Annotated in this window: 18 protein-coding genes; 14 read left to right on the forward strand and 4 right to left on the reverse strand. The window is 73.2% G+C overall.

The window, feature by feature from the left end:
- Positions 1-20 precede the first annotated feature (20 nt).
- From AB0903_RS24345 to AB0903_RS24360, 4 genes are all read left to right on the forward strand, one after another.
- Entirely contained in the window at positions 21-1,151 is a 1,131-nt protein-coding gene (locus AB0903_RS24345; RefSeq protein ID WP_366706108.1) for a 50S ribosomal protein L11 methyltransferase, read from the forward strand.
- Positions 1,152-1,391: 240 nt separating this feature from the next.
- Positions 1,392-2,366, forward strand: coding sequence for an ABC transporter ATP-binding protein (locus tag AB0903_RS24350; RefSeq protein WP_366706142.1), 975 nt, complete (start codon positions 1,392-1,394; stop codon positions 2,364-2,366).
- A 29-nt stretch (positions 2,367-2,395) separates the two neighbouring features.
- A complete protein-coding gene (locus AB0903_RS24355; RefSeq protein ID WP_366706144.1) occupies positions 2,396-3,187 on the forward strand; it encodes an ABC transporter permease in 792 nt (263 codons plus the stop codon).
- 34 nt (positions 3,188-3,221) lie between these two features.
- On the forward strand, positions 3,222-3,890 hold the full coding sequence (locus AB0903_RS24360) for an ABC transporter permease (protein WP_366706110.1): 669 nt from the start codon (positions 3,222-3,224) through the stop codon (positions 3,888-3,890).
- Between the two features lie 179 nt (positions 3,891-4,069).
- On the opposite strand, the gene ybaK is transcribed toward AB0903_RS24360, so the two are convergent.
- The 4 genes from ybaK to AB0903_RS24380 all read right to left on the reverse strand — a co-directional run bounded on the left by ybaK (position 4,070) and on the right by AB0903_RS24380 (position 8,210).
- Entirely contained in the window at positions 4,070-4,579 is a 510-nt protein-coding gene (gene ybaK / locus AB0903_RS24365; RefSeq protein WP_366706112.1) for a Cys-tRNA(Pro) deacylase, read from the reverse strand.
- Between the two features lie 17 nt (positions 4,580-4,596).
- On the reverse strand, positions 4,597-5,337 hold the full coding sequence (locus AB0903_RS24370) for an LON peptidase substrate-binding domain-containing protein (protein WP_366706114.1): 741 nt from the start codon (positions 5,335-5,337) through the stop codon (positions 4,597-4,599).
- A 96-nt stretch (positions 5,338-5,433) separates the two neighbouring features.
- On the reverse strand, positions 5,434-6,504 hold the full coding sequence (locus tag AB0903_RS24375; protein WP_366706116.1) for a hypothetical protein: 1,071 nt from the start codon (positions 6,502-6,504) through the stop codon (positions 5,434-5,436).
- Between the two features lie 101 nt (positions 6,505-6,605).
- Positions 6,606-8,210 carry an oxidoreductase gene (locus AB0903_RS24380; RefSeq protein ID WP_366706118.1) on the reverse strand — a complete coding sequence of 535 codons (1,605 nt, stop codon included), beginning with the start codon at positions 8,208-8,210 and terminating at the stop codon, positions 6,606-6,608.
- 148 nt (positions 8,211-8,358) lie between these two features.
- On the opposite strand from AB0903_RS24380, the gene hisD reads away from it, so the two are divergent.
- The 10 genes from hisD to AB0903_RS24430 form a co-directional block, all read left to right on the forward strand.
- Entirely contained in the window at positions 8,359-9,696 is a 1,338-nt protein-coding gene (gene hisD / locus AB0903_RS24385; RefSeq protein WP_366706120.1) for a histidinol dehydrogenase, read from the forward strand.
- A gap of 5 nt (positions 9,697-9,701) precedes the next feature.
- The gene (locus tag AB0903_RS24390) at positions 9,702-10,820 is read left to right on the forward strand and encodes a histidinol-phosphate transaminase (RefSeq protein WP_366706146.1); all 1,119 of its coding nucleotides are present in this window, start codon (positions 9,702-9,704) and stop codon (positions 10,818-10,820) included.
- Positions 10,817-11,413 (forward strand): imidazoleglycerol-phosphate dehydratase HisB, encoded by a 597-nt coding sequence (gene hisB, locus AB0903_RS24395; RefSeq protein ID WP_366706122.1) that lies wholly within the window; start codon positions 10,817-10,819, stop codon positions 11,411-11,413. Before AB0903_RS24390 ends, hisB begins: the two co-directional genes overlap by 4 nt.
- Positions 11,410-11,577, forward strand: coding sequence for a hypothetical protein (locus tag AB0903_RS24400; RefSeq protein ID WP_366706124.1), 168 nt, complete (start codon positions 11,410-11,412; stop codon positions 11,575-11,577). The genes hisB and AB0903_RS24400 overlap by 4 nt, the downstream gene beginning before the upstream one ends.
- On the forward strand, positions 11,574-12,224 hold the full coding sequence (gene hisH, locus AB0903_RS24405; RefSeq protein WP_366706126.1) for an imidazole glycerol phosphate synthase subunit HisH: 651 nt from the start codon (positions 11,574-11,576) through the stop codon (positions 12,222-12,224). The genes AB0903_RS24400 and hisH overlap by 4 nt, the downstream gene beginning before the upstream one ends.
- The gene (priA, locus tag AB0903_RS24410; protein ID WP_366706128.1) at positions 12,224-12,949 is read left to right on the forward strand and encodes a bifunctional 1-(5-phosphoribosyl)-5-((5-phosphoribosylamino)methylideneamino)imidazole-4-carboxamide isomerase/phosphoribosylanthranilate isomerase PriA; all 726 of its coding nucleotides are present in this window, start codon (positions 12,224-12,226) and stop codon (positions 12,947-12,949) included. The genes hisH and priA overlap by 1 nt, the downstream gene beginning before the upstream one ends.
- Complete coding sequence (locus AB0903_RS24415) at positions 12,946-13,359, forward strand: RidA family protein (RefSeq protein WP_366706130.1); 414 nt, start codon at positions 12,946-12,948, stop codon at positions 13,357-13,359. The genes priA and AB0903_RS24415 overlap by 4 nt, the downstream gene beginning before the upstream one ends.
- Positions 13,356-14,111, forward strand: coding sequence for an imidazole glycerol phosphate synthase subunit HisF (gene hisF / locus AB0903_RS24420; protein WP_366706132.1), 756 nt, complete (start codon positions 13,356-13,358; stop codon positions 14,109-14,111). Before AB0903_RS24415 ends, hisF begins: the two co-directional genes overlap by 4 nt.
- A gap of 198 nt (positions 14,112-14,309) precedes the next feature.
- Positions 14,310-15,239 carry an alpha/beta hydrolase gene (locus tag AB0903_RS24425; RefSeq protein WP_366706134.1) on the forward strand — a complete coding sequence of 310 codons (930 nt, stop codon included), beginning with the start codon at positions 14,310-14,312 and terminating at the stop codon, positions 15,237-15,239.
- A gap of 267 nt (positions 15,240-15,506) precedes the next feature.
- Positions 15,507-17,126, forward strand: a 1,620-nt coding sequence (locus AB0903_RS24430) for an ATP-binding protein (protein ID WP_366706136.1), incomplete at its 3' end; no start/stop codon positions are given.

Consider the following 17,126-nt stretch of genomic DNA (forward strand, 5'->3'; position numbering starts at 1 on the left):
CAAGTACTTGAGGAGGACACGTGCACTGGAAGCCTCACGCCGCTGCCCTGGCCGACGGCGTCACACATGCCGCGTCCCGCTGGCGACCGCTGGTCGCCGCCGTGCCGCGTCACAGGTTCGTGCCCCGCTGGTGGCAGCGCGCCGACGACGGCTGGCAGCTCCACGACGGGCCCACCGACCACGACCGGTGGGCCGCCGCGGCCTACGCCGACCGGTCGGTCATCACCCGCGTCGGCCCTCTCCACGCAGAGCTGGCCGCCCGCGGCGACCAACCGCAGGGCAGCCCCACATCGTCCGCGACCCTGCCGAGCCTGATCGTGCGCATGTTCCAGCACGCCCGCATCGCCGACGGGAATCACCTCCTCGACGTCGGGACCGGCTCCGGCTACGGAACCGCCCTGGCCACGCTGCGCCTGGGCGAAGAATCCGTCACGAGCATGGACGTCGACCCCTACCTCGTGGACGCTGCCGCGTACCGCCTGGACGAGATCGGCCTTCGACCGAGGCTCGAGGCCCTCGACGCGACCGGCCCCCTGCCCGGCATGTACGACCGCATCGTGGCCACCGTCGGAGTACGTCCCGTGCCCGCCGGCTGGCTCGAGGCCCTGGTGCCCGGCGGCCGTCTGGTCACCACCCTCAGCGGCACGACGCTCATCGTCACCGCCGAGAAGCAGGACGACGGCTCCGCGGTGGGGCAGGTCGAGTGGGACCGTGCCGGTTTCATGCAGGCCCGAGCAGGCGACGACTACGCCGACACGCTCCCGGCCGGGCTGCTCGAGGCCGCCCGGAACGGTGCGGGTGGGGCGGTCACGCAGGGCGAGTACCCGGTCCTGGACATCCAGGAGGCGTGGGATGTGGCCTCGATGCTCGACATCGACGCCCCCGGCACCGTCTACGGGTACGAGGCCGACGCTGACGAGTGCACGACGTGGCTCGCGCACCCGGACGGCTCATGGGCCCGGGCCACCAGCCACGGAGGGCAGCCGCCGCTCGTGCACCAGAGCGGCCCGCAAGGACTGTGGGACGTCCTCGACCGCATCCGGTCGTACTGGCTCCAGCACGGCGAACTCCCGCTACGAGGCGCCCATGTCCTGATCACCCCGGACGGGGAGACACGGCTTGCTCGCGGAGGCTGGCGCGCCGTCCTCTGACCGATCCGGAGCGGCAGCAGTCGCGCCGGTCGTCCGATCGACCTGTGCGCCCGTCCGACGGTGGTCCGGAAACCCTGGCAGGGCCGTCTCCACGCGGCGGAATCCCACTGCCGTCTCACACGTGTCTCATGTACTGCGTGGGAAGCGGCGGCCCAGGTCCCTATGAGCTGGACTCCATGGACCGGGTGGCCGTGCGGGGGCCGGCTTGGACGGCCACTATGCTCGTACCTCGTGAGTACGGTGTGCGTGGTGCGGGACCTGGTCAAGACGTACCCCGCCGCGCGCGGCAGGAGGGGCACGCCCGGGACACCCGAGGTGCGTGCCACCGACGGGATCAGCCTCGACGTGCGGCGTGGCGAGATCTTCGGCCTGCTCGGACCCAACGGGGCGGGCAAGTCGACCCTGGTCCGGCAGCTCACCGGGCTGATGCGCCCCGACTCGGGCAGCGTCCGCGTCCTCGGCCACGACCTCGTACGCCACCCGGAGCGCGCCGCCCGGCTCGTCGGCTACCTCGGTCAGGAGTCCACCGCGCTCGACGAGCTGACCGTCGCGCTCGCCGCGGAGACCACCGGGCGGCTGCGAGGACTGACCGCACGTGACGCGCGCGCCGCGCGGGACGCCGTCCTCGAGGAGCTGGGCCTCACCGGCCTCGCGGGCCGCCCCCTCAAGAAGCTGTCCGGCGGCCAGCGACGGCTCGCCTGCTTCGCCGCGACCCTCGTGGGGAAGCGGTCCGTGCTGGTGCTCGACGAGCCCACCACCGGGATGGACCCCGTCGCACGGCGCGCCGTCTGGGCCGCCGTCGACCGGCGCCGTGCCGACCACGGCGCGACCGTGCTGCTCGTCACCCACAACGTCATCGAGGCGGAGACCGTCCTCGACCGGGTCGCCGTCCTCGAGCGCGGCCGGGTCATCGCCTGCGACAGCCCGTCCGGGCTGAAGGAGAGCGTCGCCGGCGAGGTGCGCGTCGAGCTGGTGTGGCGCGACCGCGCCCCGCTCGACGTACCCGAGGTCGCCGCGCTCCGCGGCTTCGCGCAGGAGTCCGGGCGGCGCTGGGTCCTCAGACTCGGGCCGGAGGAGGCGCGGGCGGCCGTCGCCGCGGTGACCGGCGGAGCGGCCTTCGCGGCGCTCGACGACTTCACACTGGCCACGCCGAGCCTGGAGGACGTGTACTTGGCACTCGGAGGGAACACGACGAAGGGGCTGGTCAAGGCGTGAGCATCGTGTCCGCGGGATCCGCCCGGGCGGTGGCCGCGCGATCGGCGGTGGCGGCGGAGGAAACGCCCGCGGAGCTCGCCCCCCGGGCGCGGCTGCTGCCGGCGCTGGCCGCCGTGTACCGGGCGCAGCTGTCGCGGGCGCGGGTCGCCCGTATCCCGCTGCTGTTCGTGGCGACCTTCCAGTCCGTCGGGATCATGGTGCTGATGCGGGGCGTCGTCGACGGCGGAACGGAGGCGCGCGCGGTCGTCGCGGGAGCGAGCGTGCTCGTCGTCGCGTTCGTCGCGCTCAACCTGCTCGCCCAGTACTTCGGGCAGCTGCGCGCCGGCGGCGGCCTCGACCACTACGCGACGCTCCCCGTGCCACCCGCCGCCGTGGTTCTCGGCGCGGCGGCCGCGTACGCCTCCTTCACCGTGCCGGGCACGGTGGTGACGGCGGTCGCGGGCAGCATGCTCTTCCAGCTGCCGCTCACGCATCTGTGGGTGCTGGCCGCGGTGATCCCGCTGTCCGGTGCGGCCCTCGCCGGTCTCGGCGCGGCCCTGGGGCTGCTGGCACCGCGCCAGGAGCTGGCCACGCTGCTGGGGCAGCTGGGCATGTCGGCGGCGCTGCTTCTCGGTGTCCTGCCCGCCGACCGGCTGCCCGGGCCCGTCCCGTACCTCCGTGATCTGCTGCCGTCCACCTACGGGGTCGAGGCCATGGCCCGGACCTTCGACGCGCACCCCGACTGGGCCGCCGTCGGCTTCGATCTCGCGGTCTGCGCGGTGGTCGGGGTCGTCTCGCTGGCGGTCGCGACGTGGGCCTACCGGCGGGCTGCGGTCCGATGAGGCGCCGCCGGGGCGGGCCTGGCACGATGGCGGGGTGACCGCACCTCTGACGCCGCCGCACCAGCCCCACGAGCCCTCCTCGCAGAACAACCCCTGGCAGGCGCCGCCCGCCGGCCTGGGGCCGTCCTCGATGTACGCGCGACGGACCGCGGAGGACGAGGCCGCGGCGGCCGCGGAACTCCGCAGGGACCTGAGGGACTCCGCGCTGGTCCTGGTGGCCGTGACGCTCGCGGGCGTGGCCCTCGGTCTGCTGTGGCTGTGGCTGGCGCCGCGGGTGCCGCTGGTCTCCACCGCGGAGGGCGTCTTCCTCAAGGACACGGAGGGCGAGGAGGCGATCGGGGCGGACAGCACGTTCCTGCTGCTGGCGGTCGGTCTCGGCGCGCTGAGCGCGGCGGCGGTCTTCCTCTTCCGCAGGAACGGCGGTATCGCGCTGGTCGTCGCCCTGGCGGTCGGCGGGCTGCTCGCCTCTCTGCTGGGCTGGGGCATCGGTGTGTGGTTCGGCCCGCCACGGGATGTGGTGGCGCACGCGCGGGAGGTCGGCGAGGGGGTCACCTTCTACGCGTATCTGGAGCTGCGGGCGAAGGGGGTGCTGCTGGCGTGGCCGGTGACGGCGATGCTGGTGCATCTGGGGCTGACGGCGCTGTTCGGGCCCCGGGACCCGGAGCCGGACTCCGACTGGCCGGAGGCGCCGCCGACGCAGTGACGTTTCCCCGCATGGGCGGGCGCGGTGTGGGTCCGGCGGTGGGCTGCGTGTTGGCTGCGCGGTGCTTGTCCCCTGCCCGCGCCCTTCCCGTACCGGGCTCCGCCCGGACCCGTACCGCGCTTCGCGCGGTGTCCTCAACCGCCGGACGGGCTCCTTCAAAGCCCCGCCGGCGTTCGAGGCTACCCGCGGGCGATGGGGGAGAGTGTCGCCGACGTCAGGGAGACCAGGTCCGCGGGGGACAGCTCGACCTCCAGGCCGCGGCGCCCCGCCGACACGCACACCGTCTCGTGCCCCGACGCCGACACGTCGACGACCGTCGGCAGCCGCTTGCGCTGCCCCAGCGGGGAGATGCCGCCGCGGACGTAGCCGGTGGTCCGCTCCGCCGCCGCGGGGTCGGCCATCGCCGCCCGCTTGCCGCCGACCGCCGCCGCCAGGGCCTTGAGATCGAGCTGGCCCGCGACGGGGACGACCGCGACCGTCAGAGCGCCGTCGACGTCAGCGACGAGGGTCTTGAAGACCCGGTCGGGGGAGACACCGAGTGCCTCCGCGGCCTCCTCACCGTAGGAGGGGGACGACGGGTCGTGGTCGTAGGCGTGCAGGGTGAACGCCGTCCCCGCCGCCGTCAGGGCGACCGTCGCGGGCGTTCCGCCCGGCTGCTTCTTCGCCTTCTTCGTCGCGTTCTTCGCCAAGGCAGGAGCTCCTCGCGTCAGTTGGGGCTCGTCGGCCGCCATGTCAGGTCCACGGCCGGCAGCGACGGCAGATGTCGCAGCACGGCCGTCTCCGCCCGCAGCAGCGTCAGCTCCTCGCGCAGCCGCGTCGCCGTGTCCGGAGCCTGGAGCAGGCGCTGCTTGGCGGGGGTGTCGAGCACCGCGGCCGCGGCGACGAGGTAGGAGACGACCGACGGGTCGTCGGGCAGGTCCGCGCCCGTCGACAGGGACCGTTCCCGCGCTCCCGCCAGCCGCTTCTGGTAGCCGCGGAAGGCCCGCAGCACGCCTTCCGCCAAAGTCCTCGCGCCGTCGCCCTGTTCCTCGGGGAGTTCTTCCAGCTCCGCCGTCAGGAACGGGCCGCTCGCGTCGACGGACAGCAGCTTGACGCGGGTCGTGCCGGTGGCGAGCACCTCGAAGCTGCCGTCGCCGCGCTCACGGATGGTCGCCGCGTCGGCGATGCAGCCCACCCGGTGGAAGGCCTGGGCCGGGTCGGGACCGAAGCCGGCGGAGGGGCCGCGTTCCATGACGGCCGTCTGGTCGGGCATGCCGGGCGCGGCGGGTGCGACCTCGCGCCCGTCCCGGATGGCGACCACGGCGAAGCGCCGCGGTTCTTCCTCGTCCGTCTTCAGCAGCTCGCGCATCATGGCGCGATAACGCTCCTCGAAAACGTTCAGCGGCAGCACGAGGCCGGGGAACAGAACCGAGTTCAGCGGGAAGAGCGGCAGGCGAGCGGTGGTCACAGCGGTCAAGGGTAATGGCCGGACGGCCGGGCCGTTCGCTCACCCCGCGCCCGGCGCCGGCAGGGGCGTCCGACCGCGCCCGGCGGTGCACCCCGCCTACCGCCCCGTCGCCGTGGCCGGTCCTCTCCCCCCGTGGTCCGGCCGCCGCGCCCGGTGCGGCGCCCGCGCCGGCCGTGGAGGAAGCCGCGTCGCCGCCGCGACCTCCGCCCGTGCGCCGTCCCGTGTCCTGAGGAACCGGTCCAGCGGATCATCGGTGACCCACGACCACGGGAAGGACGTCGCGTACGGGCCGATCAGCCGGAACTGCGTCAGCGCCTCCTCCCAGCGCCCCCGCGCCATCAGCACGTACGCGAGCAGGTTCCGTACCTCGGCGGGCCACGGGTCGCCGGAAGCGTACTCGCGGGACAGCATGAGCCCGAGGTCCGCCGCCGCGTCGATCCGGTCGTCCTGCACGGACGTCCGGGCCGACCCACCGAGCAACTGGGCGCACGCCGCCCGCAGCGGCAGCGCCTGTACCAGTGAGCCGGGCAGGGCGTCCTCCGCGGCCTTCTCCGCGAAGTCGAAGGACTCGCGGTGCGAGCCGTACCACTGGGCGGAAAGGTACTTCAGTGCCGCCACATGGCACCCGTAGTGGTGCGACGAGCGGCGCACCGCCTGCTCCCACAGCGACTCGAACACCGTGTGCGCGGCGTGGGTGCCGCGTGCGTGGTCGAGCGCGATCCGCCAGGGCACGGGGTCGCCCGGCTCGGCCTCGGCCGCAGCGTTGATCAGCGGGGCCAGCTCTCGCAGCACTTCGGCGCGGGCGGGCGACTCCCAGGCCGCGCGGACCGCGAGCTCGGCCTTGACGACGAGGGCGTCCGCGTCGCGGGGGGAGGCGGCGAGCCAGCTGCCGAGCCATTCGTCCCGGTTGCGTGCGAAGGCCGCGAGCCGCACGACGTACCGGTCGCGGTTCTCCCATTCGGCCGATTCCCGTGTGGTCAGCAGCAGCTTCGCGGCCGGTTCGTACTCTCCGGCGGCGGCGGCGACCAGCACCGGGGCGAGCCTGTCGTCGGGGGCGTCGAGCAGTACGGCCCCTGCGGGAGTGAGGCCGTCGGCGAGCCGTGGCGCATGACGGATCGTGCGCGCGGTACGGATCAGGGCGCGAAGCAGTGACATGGTGCGGACCATTGAAAAGCCGCAGGTGAGCGCCGCGCCAGAGGGCGCCTGTGAAGCTTTGGTGGCAACCGGATGGTTGTCCCCGTCCACGTCAAGAGACGGTAAAAAGCGCCTCAGCCGCGACGCAGCAACCGTGTCGCCCCTGCCGCCACCGTGGTCGCGAGGATCCATCCCAGCAGCACCAGGACGGCAGCGGCCCACTGCCATCCGCCCGGTAACCGCCAGTGGCCGTCCTGGCCGAGATTGATCACCGGCACCAGCAGATCGAGGGCGTACAGGGCCGGATTCCACTCCGGATGCTCGCCGGGCTTGATGGGCGGTGGTGCGACCTGGGCGAACGCGATCGCGCCGGCCGCCCACAGCACCGCCATCCACAGCGCCGCCCGGCCGGGCCGGTAGCCGTACGCCACCGTCCAGTCCTGGAGGTATCCCCACAGCTTCCCGGCGAGGGGCAGCGTCTCCCGGCGGCGGCGGTTCTTGGCCAGCAGCACCTCCCGGGCGTCCTCGTCCTCCCCGCTGTTGCGCAGCACGGTCGCGAGCCGCTCGTACGGCTCGGGGGAGTACTCCGGTGTCGCGGAGGCCACCCACTCCAGCCGCCGCGACAGCGGGAACTCCTCGTACGGCACCAGATTCTCGTAGACGAAGCCGCCCATCGCGAGGCCGCCCGGGCCGGGCCAGCTCGCCGCCAGGTCGATCAGCGTCACGACCTTGGCGCCGTTGAGCACCACCCGTCCCTCTTCGGGACGCTCCGCGTTGAACCGCAGTTCGGGAGTGGAGATCCGGCGCAGCGAGAGCTCCTCGCGCGGGCTGAGCACGAACCGCGCCCGCTGGAGGTCGACGGCGTCGCCGAAGCGTCCGTCGTCGAGGCGGACACCGCCGTGGCACTCGAAGGGCTGGAGCCGTGTGCCGTGTGCCGGCGTGCCGTACGACGCGGTGGTCCCGAACGGGGGAGTGGCGCCGGGGTTGCCGGTGGCCACACTCACCCAGGCGCCCGTCATGTAGAGCGTGCGCTCCACGCTCAGCTGGGGCGCGTTCAGCGCGCGGCGCTCCGCCGCGGCCCGCAGCCGGCTGCCCCGCAGGCTCAGGGACACGCCGACCTTCGCCCCGCGGAGGCTGAACTCGCCGTAGGTCTCGATCAGTTCGGCCTGCAGATCCTGGGCGACCGACAGGCCGTCGGCGGTGATGGCCCGGCCCCGGCGGTCCGGCCGCACATGGATCTGGTTGATCAGCAGGTCCGTGCCGATCTGGGCGTCAGTGAGCCGGATGCCGTGGTCGACGCGGCAGCGCGGCAGATGCAGATCGCCTTCCGTGCGCATCCGGGCCCCCTCGATCCGCGGTATGGCGCAGCCGATCATGCGCACGGTGGTGAAGTGCGCCTCCGGCATCAGCAGCTCGTTCTCGAAGCGGCAGCCGTGCAGCTCCACGTACGGGGCGATGCTGCCGCCGGCCAGCTTGAGGGTGCCGGTGATCAGCACCCCGCGCAGCTTGAGCGCGGTGACCCGGCCCGGCCGGGCGGCCGGCGCGTTCAGCAGCAGCCGCGCCACGATGGAGGCGCGGACACTGCGCTCGGGGCCCCAGGTCAGAGGTGAGAAGGGATCATTCAGCAGGGGATCGGTGTCGCTGAGGTCGTGCGTGCTTCCGTTTCTGAAGGCGTTCCACATCTGCAGCTCGGTCGGGCTCAGCCCGTCCGGAGGCCCGTCGTCCAGCGGCTCGGTCACTGCCGCCCCTCCGCTTCGTTGGCTCGTACAGCTGTTCTTCCCGCTGAGTGACGGCCTGAACGCTAGTGGTGATGGTCAACTCCTGGGTCCCGTATCAGCCACTGATACGGGAAACAAGCGTGGGATCCGGTCTGAGAGAATTGGTTCCGTGCTCCGATCTAATCTTCTGGCTCGAATCGATCTGCGCGGCGACGCCCTCCCCGAGGGTGGCGCCCTGCGCGACCTGCTGCCCCGTGCCGAGTTCGACGTGGAAGCCGCCCTGGAGAAGGTGCGGCCCATCTGCGAGGACGTGCATCATCGCGGCGACGCGGCGCTGATCGAGTACGCGGAGAGATTCGACGGCGTCAAGCTGGACCAGGTGCGGGTGCCCGCCGCCGCCCTGGCCAGGGCGCTCGACCGGCTCGACCCCGAGGTCAGGGCCGCCCTCGAGGAGTCCATCCGCAGGGCCAGGATCGTGCACCGTGCCCAGCGCCGCGGCGAGCACACCACCCAGGTCGTCCCGGGCGGCACCGTCACCGAGAAGTGGGTGCCGGTCGACCGCGTCGGTCTGTACGCACCCGGCGGCCGGTCGGTCTACCCCTCCTCCGTGATCATGAACGTGGTACCGGCGCAGGAGGCGGGTGTCGAGTCCATCGCACTGGCCTCGCCGGGCCAGAAGGAGTTCGGCGGGCTCCCGCACCCGACGATCCTCGCGGCCTGTGCGCTGCTCGGCGTCGACGAGGTGTACGCGGCCGGCGGCGCCACCGCCGTCGCGATGTTCGCGTACGGCACCGAGTCCTGCCCGCCCGCCAACATGGTCACCGGCCCCGGCAACATCTGGGTCGCCGCCGCCAAGCGCTACTTCACCGGACGGATCGGCATCGACGCGGAGGCCGGCCCGACGGAGATCGCGGTCCTCGCGGACGACACGGCCGACCCCGTCCACGTCGCCGCCGACCTGATCAGCCAGGCCGAGCACGACCCGCTGGCCGCGGCCGTGCTGGTCACCGACTCCGAGGAGCTGGCCGCCGCCGTCGAGCGGGAGCTGGCGCCGCAGGTCGCCGCGGCCAAGCACGTCGAGGACCGGATCAGGCCCGCGCTCGCCGGCCGCCAGTCCGCGATCGTGCTCGTCTCCGACATCGAGGACGGCCTCAAGGTCGTCAACGCCTACGGCGCCGAGCACCTGGAGATCCAGACCGCCGACGCCGCCGCCCTCGCCGCCCGGGTCCGCAACGCGGGCGCGGTCTTCGTCGGCCCGTGGGCCCCCGTCTCGCTGGGGGACTACGCGGCCGGATCCAACCACGTCCTGCCGACCGGCGGGTGCGCCTGCCACTCCTCCGGTCTGTCGGTGCAGTCGTTCCTGCGCGGAATCCACATCGTGGACTACACGCGGGACGCGCTCGCCGAGGTCACCCACCACGTGGTGACGCTCGCGGAGGCGGAGGACCTGCCCGCGCACGGAGCCGCCCTCAAGGCCCGCTTCGACTGGAAGGTGCCCGGGCAGTGACCGGCATCGGCGGCACCGCCTCCCCGTGGGACCAGCTCCCCGTCCGCGACGAGCTGCGCGGCAAGTCCCCGTACGGCGCGCCCCAGCTCGACGTGGCCGTCCGGCTGAACACCAACGAGAACCCGTACCCGCTGCCCGAGCCGCTCGTCGAGCGGATCGCGGAGCGGGTGCGCGACGCGGCCCGCGCGCTCAACCGCTACCCCGACCGGGACGCGGTCGAGCTGCGGACCGAGCTGGCCCGCTACCTCACCCGTACCGGAGGCCACCCGGTCGCCCGTGAGAACGTGTGGGCCGCCAACGGCTCCAACGAGGTCATCCAGCAGCTGCTGCAGACCTTCGCCGGACCCGGCCGTATCGCGATGGGCTTCGAACCGTCGTACTCGATGCACGGCCTGATCTCGCGCGGCACCGGCACCGGCTGGATCTCCGGCCCGCGCGGCGACGACTTCACCATCGACGCAGCCGCGGCCTGCGCGGCCGTCGCCGAGCACCGCCCCGACGTCGTGTTCATCACCTCGCCGAACAACCCGACGGGCACCGCCGTCGACGCCGGAACGGTCCTCGCCCTGTACGAGGCCGCGCAGGCGGCGAAGCCGTCGCTGGTCGTCGTCGACGAGGCGTACGTCGAATTCAGCCACCGCCCCTCGCTGCTGCCCCTGATCGAGGGTCGCCCCAACCTGGTGGTCTCCCGGACCATGTCCAAGGCGTTCGGCGCCGCCGGACTGCGCCTGGGCTACCTGGCAGCGCACCCCGCCGTGGTCGACGCCGTCCAGCTGGTGCGCCTGCCGTACCACCTGTCCGCCGTCACCCAGGCCACCGCGCTGGCGGCCCTGGAGTACACCGATACGCTGCTCGGGTATGTCGAGCAGCTGAAGACCGAGCGCGACCGGCTGGTCGCGGAGCTGCGGGCCATCGGCTACGAGGTCACGGAGTCCGACGCCAACTTCGTGCAATTCGGCCGGTTCGCCGATGCCCACGCGGTGTGGCAGCGGATTCTCGACCGCGGCGTACTGGTCCGCGACAACGGCGTACCGGGATGGCTGCGGGTCACCGCGGGCACGCCCGAAGAGAACGACGCGTTCCTCGATGCGGTTCGCGCGATCAAGAAGGAGCACAGTTCATGAGCGGCCGCGTAGGACGGGTCGAGCGCACCACCAAGGAGACCTCGGTCGTCGTCGAGATCGACCTCGACGGCACAGGCCGTGTCGACGTCGCCACCGGCGTCGGCTTCTACGACCACATGCTCGACCAGCTCGGCAGGCACGGCCTCTTCGACCTCACCGTCAAGACCGACGGCGACCTGCACATCGACACGCACCACACCATCGAGGACACCGCCCTCGCGCTGGGCGCCGCCTTCAAGCAGGCCCTCGGCGACAAGGTCGGCATCTACCGCTTCGGCAACTGCACCGTGCCGCTGGACGAGTCCCTCGCCCAGGTCACCGTCGACCTGTCGGGCCGCCCGTACCTGGTGCACACCGAGCCTGAGAACATGGCTCCGATGATCGGCACCTACGACACGACGATGACCCGGCACATCTTCGAGTCGTTCGTCGCCCAGGCCCAGATCGCGCTGCACATCCACGTGCCGTACGGGCGCAACGCCCACCACATCGTGGAGTGCCAGTTCAAGGCGCTCGCACGCGCCCTGCGGTACGCCTCCGAGCGCGACCCGCGGGCCGCCGGAATCCTTCCTTCCACGAAGGGCGCCCTGTGACCGGCCTGTCGACCGTTCTCATCGTCGTGGGGCTGTTCCTCGCCGGCGGCGTGTACTCCTTCAAGAAGCAGAAGATGCCCAAGGGGCCCGTCGTGCTGCTCGCCGGGGCCTCCGCGATGTGCCTGGTCGCCGGCGTGATGCGGATTCAGGGGATCTGGGAATGACCACAACCACTCCGCAGAAGAAGGTCGTCGTCTTCGACTACGGATTCGGCAACGTCCGCTCCGCCGAGCGCGCGCTCGCCCGGGTCGGCGCCGACGTCGAGATCACCCGCGACTACGACAAGGCCATGAACGCCGACGGGCTGCTCGTGCCCGGCGTCGGCGCCTTCTCCGCCTGCATGGACGGCCTGAGGAAGGCCCGCGGCGAGTGGGTCATCGACCGCCGGCTGTCCGGCGGACGCCCCGTCATGGGCATCTGTGTGGGCATGCAGATCCTCTTCGCCCGGGGCATCGAGCACGGCGTGGAGGCGGAGGGCCTCGACGAGTGGCCCGGCACCGTCGGTCCGCTCAAGGCACCCGTGGTGCCGCACATGGGCTGGAACACCGTCGACGCCCCCGCCGGCAGCGAACTCTTCGCCGGCCTGGACGCCGACGCCCGGTTCTACTTCGTGCACTCCTACGCGGTGCACCAGTGGGGCCTGGAGGTCACCAACCCGGCCATGCGCGCCCCCCGGGTCACCTGGGCCACCCACGGCGAACCCTTCGTCGCCGCCGTCGAGAACGGTGCCCTGTGGGCCACCCAGTTCCACCCCGAGAAGTCCGGCGACGCCGGCGCCCAGCTGCTGACGAATTGGATCGAGACGCTCTGATGCCGAAGCTTGAACTCCTTCCCGCAGTCGACGTCCGCGACGGCCAGGCCGTCCGCCTCGTCCATGGCGAGTCCGGTACCGAGACGTCGTACGGCTCCCCCCTCGAAGCCGCGCTCGCCTGGCAGCGCGCCGGCGCCGAGTGGCTGCACCTCGTCGACCTGGACGCGGCCTTCGGCACCGGTGACAACCGCACGCTGATCGCGGAGGTCGCCGGGGCCATGGACATCAAGGTCGAGCTGTCCGGCGGCATCCGCGACGACGCCTCGCTCCGGGCCGCGCTCGCCACCGGCTGCCGCCGCGTCAACCTGGGCACCGCCGCGCTGGAGACCCCCGAGTGGGTCGCCAAGGTCATCGCGGAGCACGGCGACAAGATCGCGGTCGGTCTCGACGTACGTGGCACGACCCTGCGCGGGCGCGGCTGGACCCGCGACGGCGGTGACCTCTACGAGACCCTCGCCCGCCTCGACTCCGAGGGCTGCGCCCGGTACGTCGTCACCGACATCGCCAAGGACGGCACCCTCCAGGGGCCCAACCTCGAACTGCTGAAGAACGTCTGCGCGGCGACCGACAAGCCCGTCGTCGCCTCCGGCGGCGTCTCCTCCCTGGACGACCTGCGGGCCCTCGCCTCCCTGGTCCCCGACGGCGTCGAGGGCGCCATCGTCGGCAAGGCCCTGTACGCCAAGGCGTTCACGCTCGAGGAGGCCCTCGCGGCGGTGTCGGCATGACCGGATCCGTGCGCCGGGTGAGCTCCGGCGGCCCCTGGGAGGAGTCCTTCGGCTACTCCCGCGCCGTCCAGCTCCCGAACGGCCTGGTCCTGGTCTCCGGCTGTACGTCGATCGTCGGCGGCGAGATCGCCGCGGGCAGCCCGTACGAGCAGACGAGCACCGCGTTCGGTGTGGCGATCGACGCGCTGAAGCAGCTCGGGCTCGGCGTCGAGGACGTCGTACGCACCCGGATGTACATCACGCACGCCCGCGACGTCGAGGACGTCGGGCGTGCGCACAAGGAGATCTTCGACGCGGTCCGGCCGGCCGCCTCGATGCTCGTGGTCTCCGGCTTCGTCGACCCCTCGCTGGTCGTCGAGGTCGAGGTCGAGGCGTACCGGCCGGCCGGAAACGATGGAGGTGCCGCATGACTCTCGCGGTACGGGTGATCCCCTGCCTGGACGTCGACAACGGCCGGGTGGTCAAGGGCGTCAACTTCCAGAACCTGCGCGACGCGGGCGACCCCGTCGAGATGGCCAAGGTGTACGACGCGGAGGGCGCCGACGAGTTGACGTTCCTCGACATCACCGCCTCGTCCGGCGACCGGGAGACCACCTACGACGTGGTGCGCCGTACCGCGGAGCAGGTCTTCATCCCGCTCACCGTCGGCGGCGGTGTGCGCAGCGCGGAGGACGTCGACAAGCTGCTGCGGGCGGGTGCCGACAAGGTCGGGGTCAACACCGCGGCCATCGCACGTCCGGAGCTGATCCGGGAGATCGCCGAGCGGTTCGGCCGCCAGGTGCTGGTCCTCTCCGTCGACGCCCGGCGGACCCCCGGAGGCTCCTTCGAGGTGACGACGCACGGCGGCCGCAAGGGCACCGGTGTCGACGCCGTCGAATGGGCCCACCGGGCCGCCGAGTTGGGGGCCGGCGAGATCCTGCTCAACTCCATGGACGCCGACGGCACCAAGGACGGCTACGACATCGAGATGATCGCCGCCGTGCGCGAGCACGTGACCGTACCGGTGATCGCCTCCGGTGGCGCCGGCCGGCTCGCCGACTTCCCGCCGGCCGTCGAGGCCGGCGCGGACGCGGTGCTCGCGGCCTCGGTGTTCCACTTCGGTGACCTGCGAATCTCGCAGGTCAAGGGCGCGCTGCGGGAGGCGGGCCACCCGGTCCGCTGAGGGTTTCCCGGCGACCCGGCCGCCGCGCGGCCGGGTCGCCAAGACCGGTGAACTTGCCGATGTGCGCCGACGGGGCGCGCCCCGACGGTGGTACCGCCATCAACACGGCGGTACCCACCCGGTGCATCCCTCCGGCCCCTGGCGACGACGGGCCGGTCCCTCCGGCGTGGCTCCGCCACGACCGAGAGGACCACCCTCGTGCAGCACCCCCACACCTCCCGGAGCCGCACCCGCAAGCTCCGTCACGCGCTGGCCGCGGCCGCGGTGGCCGTCGGCCTGTGCACAGCGCTGATCCCCGGCGCACAGGCCGCCGACAGCGCGAGCGCCGGCACCCTGGCCGCCGACAACCCGTACGAGCGCGGCCCGGCCCCCACCGAGTCGGGCATCGAGGCGCCGAGGGGCCCGTACGCCGTCTCGGACACGTCCGTCTCCTCGTGGCTGGTCAGCGGATTCGGCGGCGGCACCATCTACTATCCGACGTCCACCGCGGACGGTACGTTCGGCGCCGTGGCCATCTCGCCGGGCTTCACGGCATCGCAGTCCAGCATCGCCTGGCTCGGACCGAGGCTGGCCTCGCAGGGCTTCGTGGTCATCACCATCGACACCAACTCGATCTACGACCAGCCCGCGAGCCGGGGCCGCCAACTCCTCGCCGCACTCGACTACCTGACGGAGCGAAGCTCCGTCCGCGGCCGGATCGACGGCTCCCGGCTCGGCGTCATGGGTCACTCCATGGGCGGCGGCGGCTCGCTCGAGGCAGCCAAGGACCGGCCCTCCCTGCAGGCGGCGATCCCGCTGACCGGGTGGAACACCGACAAGACCTGGCCCGAACTGCGCACGCCCACGCTGGTGGTGGGCGCCGACGGCGACACCGTCGCCCCGGTCTCCTCGCACTCGGAGCCGTTCTACGAGTCGCTTCCCGGTTCGCTCGACAAGGCGTACCTGGAGCTCAACAACGCGAGTCACTTCACGCCGAACACCTCCAACACGACCATCGCGAAGTACAGCATCTCGTGGCTGAAGCGCTTCATCGACAATGACACCCGCTACGAGCAGTTCCTCTGCCCGCTGCCGCGGCCGAGCCTGACCATCGAGGAGTACCGGGGCAACTGCCCGCACACCTCGTAGCGGTACCGCGGAACGGGGGGCTGCCGGTGGCGGGTGACCGCCACCGGCAGTGTGCTGTTCGAGGCGACCGCCGACCGCCGACCGCCGACCGCCGACCGCCGACCGCCGACCGCCGACCGCCGACCGCCGAGCGCGGGTCGCCGAGCGCGGGCCGCGCAGGCCGGGCTGTGCGGGCGCACAGTGTGGAGCGGTTGCCGCTGGGGGTCGGCCCAACGCGCCGGACCCGGCTCTTCCGGACCGTACTTACGCGAGAGTAAGTTGCCGGCCGTGACCCCATCGACGACCGTGCACAGTCCCCACCGGCTGTACGGCCGGAACGGTGAACTCGCCTTACTGGACCGGATGCTGACCCGACTGCTGCAGGGCTGCGGCAGCCCCCTCGTCCTCACCGCGCCACCCGGCCTCGGCCGCAGTGCCCTCGCACGCCACGCCGTCGGGGGCCGCGGCGGAGTGGCGGTCCTGCACACCCGGGCCGCCCCCGCGGAGGCCGCCCTCCCGTACAGCGGACTGCACGCCCTGCTCTGCTCCGCGAGCGGGCCCCTGCCGCCGGAGGCCGACGACGCGACCCGTGCGGGGCACGCGCCCACCGCACTGCTCGGACTCCTGCGGGCCCTCGGCGCCCGCGATCCGCTGCTCGTCTGCGTCGACGACGCGCACGCCTGGGACCACGACTCCCGCGTCGCGCTCGGCTTCGCGGCCCGCCGCCTCGCACCGGACGACCGCGTCGCCGTCCTGCTCACCGCCACCGACGAGCCGGACGGCCGGGACGCCTTCACCGGACTGCCGCGGCTACGGCTCGGACCGCTCGACGACACGGCGGCCGGAGCCCTCGTCGACCGGCTCACGGACGCGCGGACCGACCCCGTCGTACGCGACGAGCTGTGCAGGGAGGCCGGGGGCAACCCGCGGCTGCTCACCGCGCTCACCCGGCGCCTCACCCCCGACCAGCTCGCCGGCCACACCCCGCTGCCGCACCCCCTGCCGGGCGCGGAAGGCATCCTCGACGCGTACGCCGCCCGGGCTCGCGCGCTGCCCGCCGGCACCCGGCTCCTGCTGCTGCTCGCCGCGGCGGCACAGGAGCACGACCCGGAAGGCGCCGGCGCCGACGCGGCACTGCTGCTGCGCGCCGCCCGGCCCGCCGGTCTCGACCCGGGCGGGCTGCTGCCCGCGGAACGCGCCGGCGTCCTCCACGGCGACGGCACGCGCCTTCACTTCACGCATCCGCTGCTGCGCACCGCCGTGCTGCGCGGTGCGTCACCCGCCCGCCGGCGCACGGCACACAGGCTGCTGGCCGCCGCGCTGGACGGGCCGCACGTCGTACGGGCGAGGCTGGTCCAGCTGGCCTGCGCCACGGACGGCCACGACCCGTCGCTCGCCGACGCCCTGGACCGCGCGGCGGCCGCACCCGGACCGCAGCCCGACCGCGCCACGGCCCTCGCCCGGGCCGCCGAACTCACGCCCGACCACACCCTGCGCGGCGTGCGCTTCGCGACGGCCGCCGAGCACGCCTGGCTGGGCGGCGACCCGGTCCGCGCCCGCGCCCTGCTCACCCGCGTCCGCGCCGTACCGGCCCTGGGCCACGCCCCTTACGTACGCGGTCTGCTCGCCCTCGGGGACGGCCCGGTCGCCGACGCCCACGAGTCCCTGCTCGCCGCCGCCGCGCTCCTGGCCGGCCACGACACCGCCCGCTCGACCGCCGCGCTCCTGGCGGCGGCGGAGGCCGCCTGGGCCATGGGCGACGCCGCCGCCTACGCGGCGGCGCTCGCCCGCGTCCCGACGGGAGCCGAACCGGCGCGCGTCGCGCCCGACCGCCTGGCCAGCCTCGCCGTCCAGCACGACCTTCACCGGCGTCGCGCGCCCCGGGACCGTGACGGTGGTGGTGAGCGG

Source organism: Streptomyces sp. NPDC048389 (genome assembly GCF_040706335.1).
In the GTDB taxonomy this organism is placed as follows: domain Bacteria; phylum Actinomycetota; class Actinomycetes; order Streptomycetales; family Streptomycetaceae; genus Streptomyces.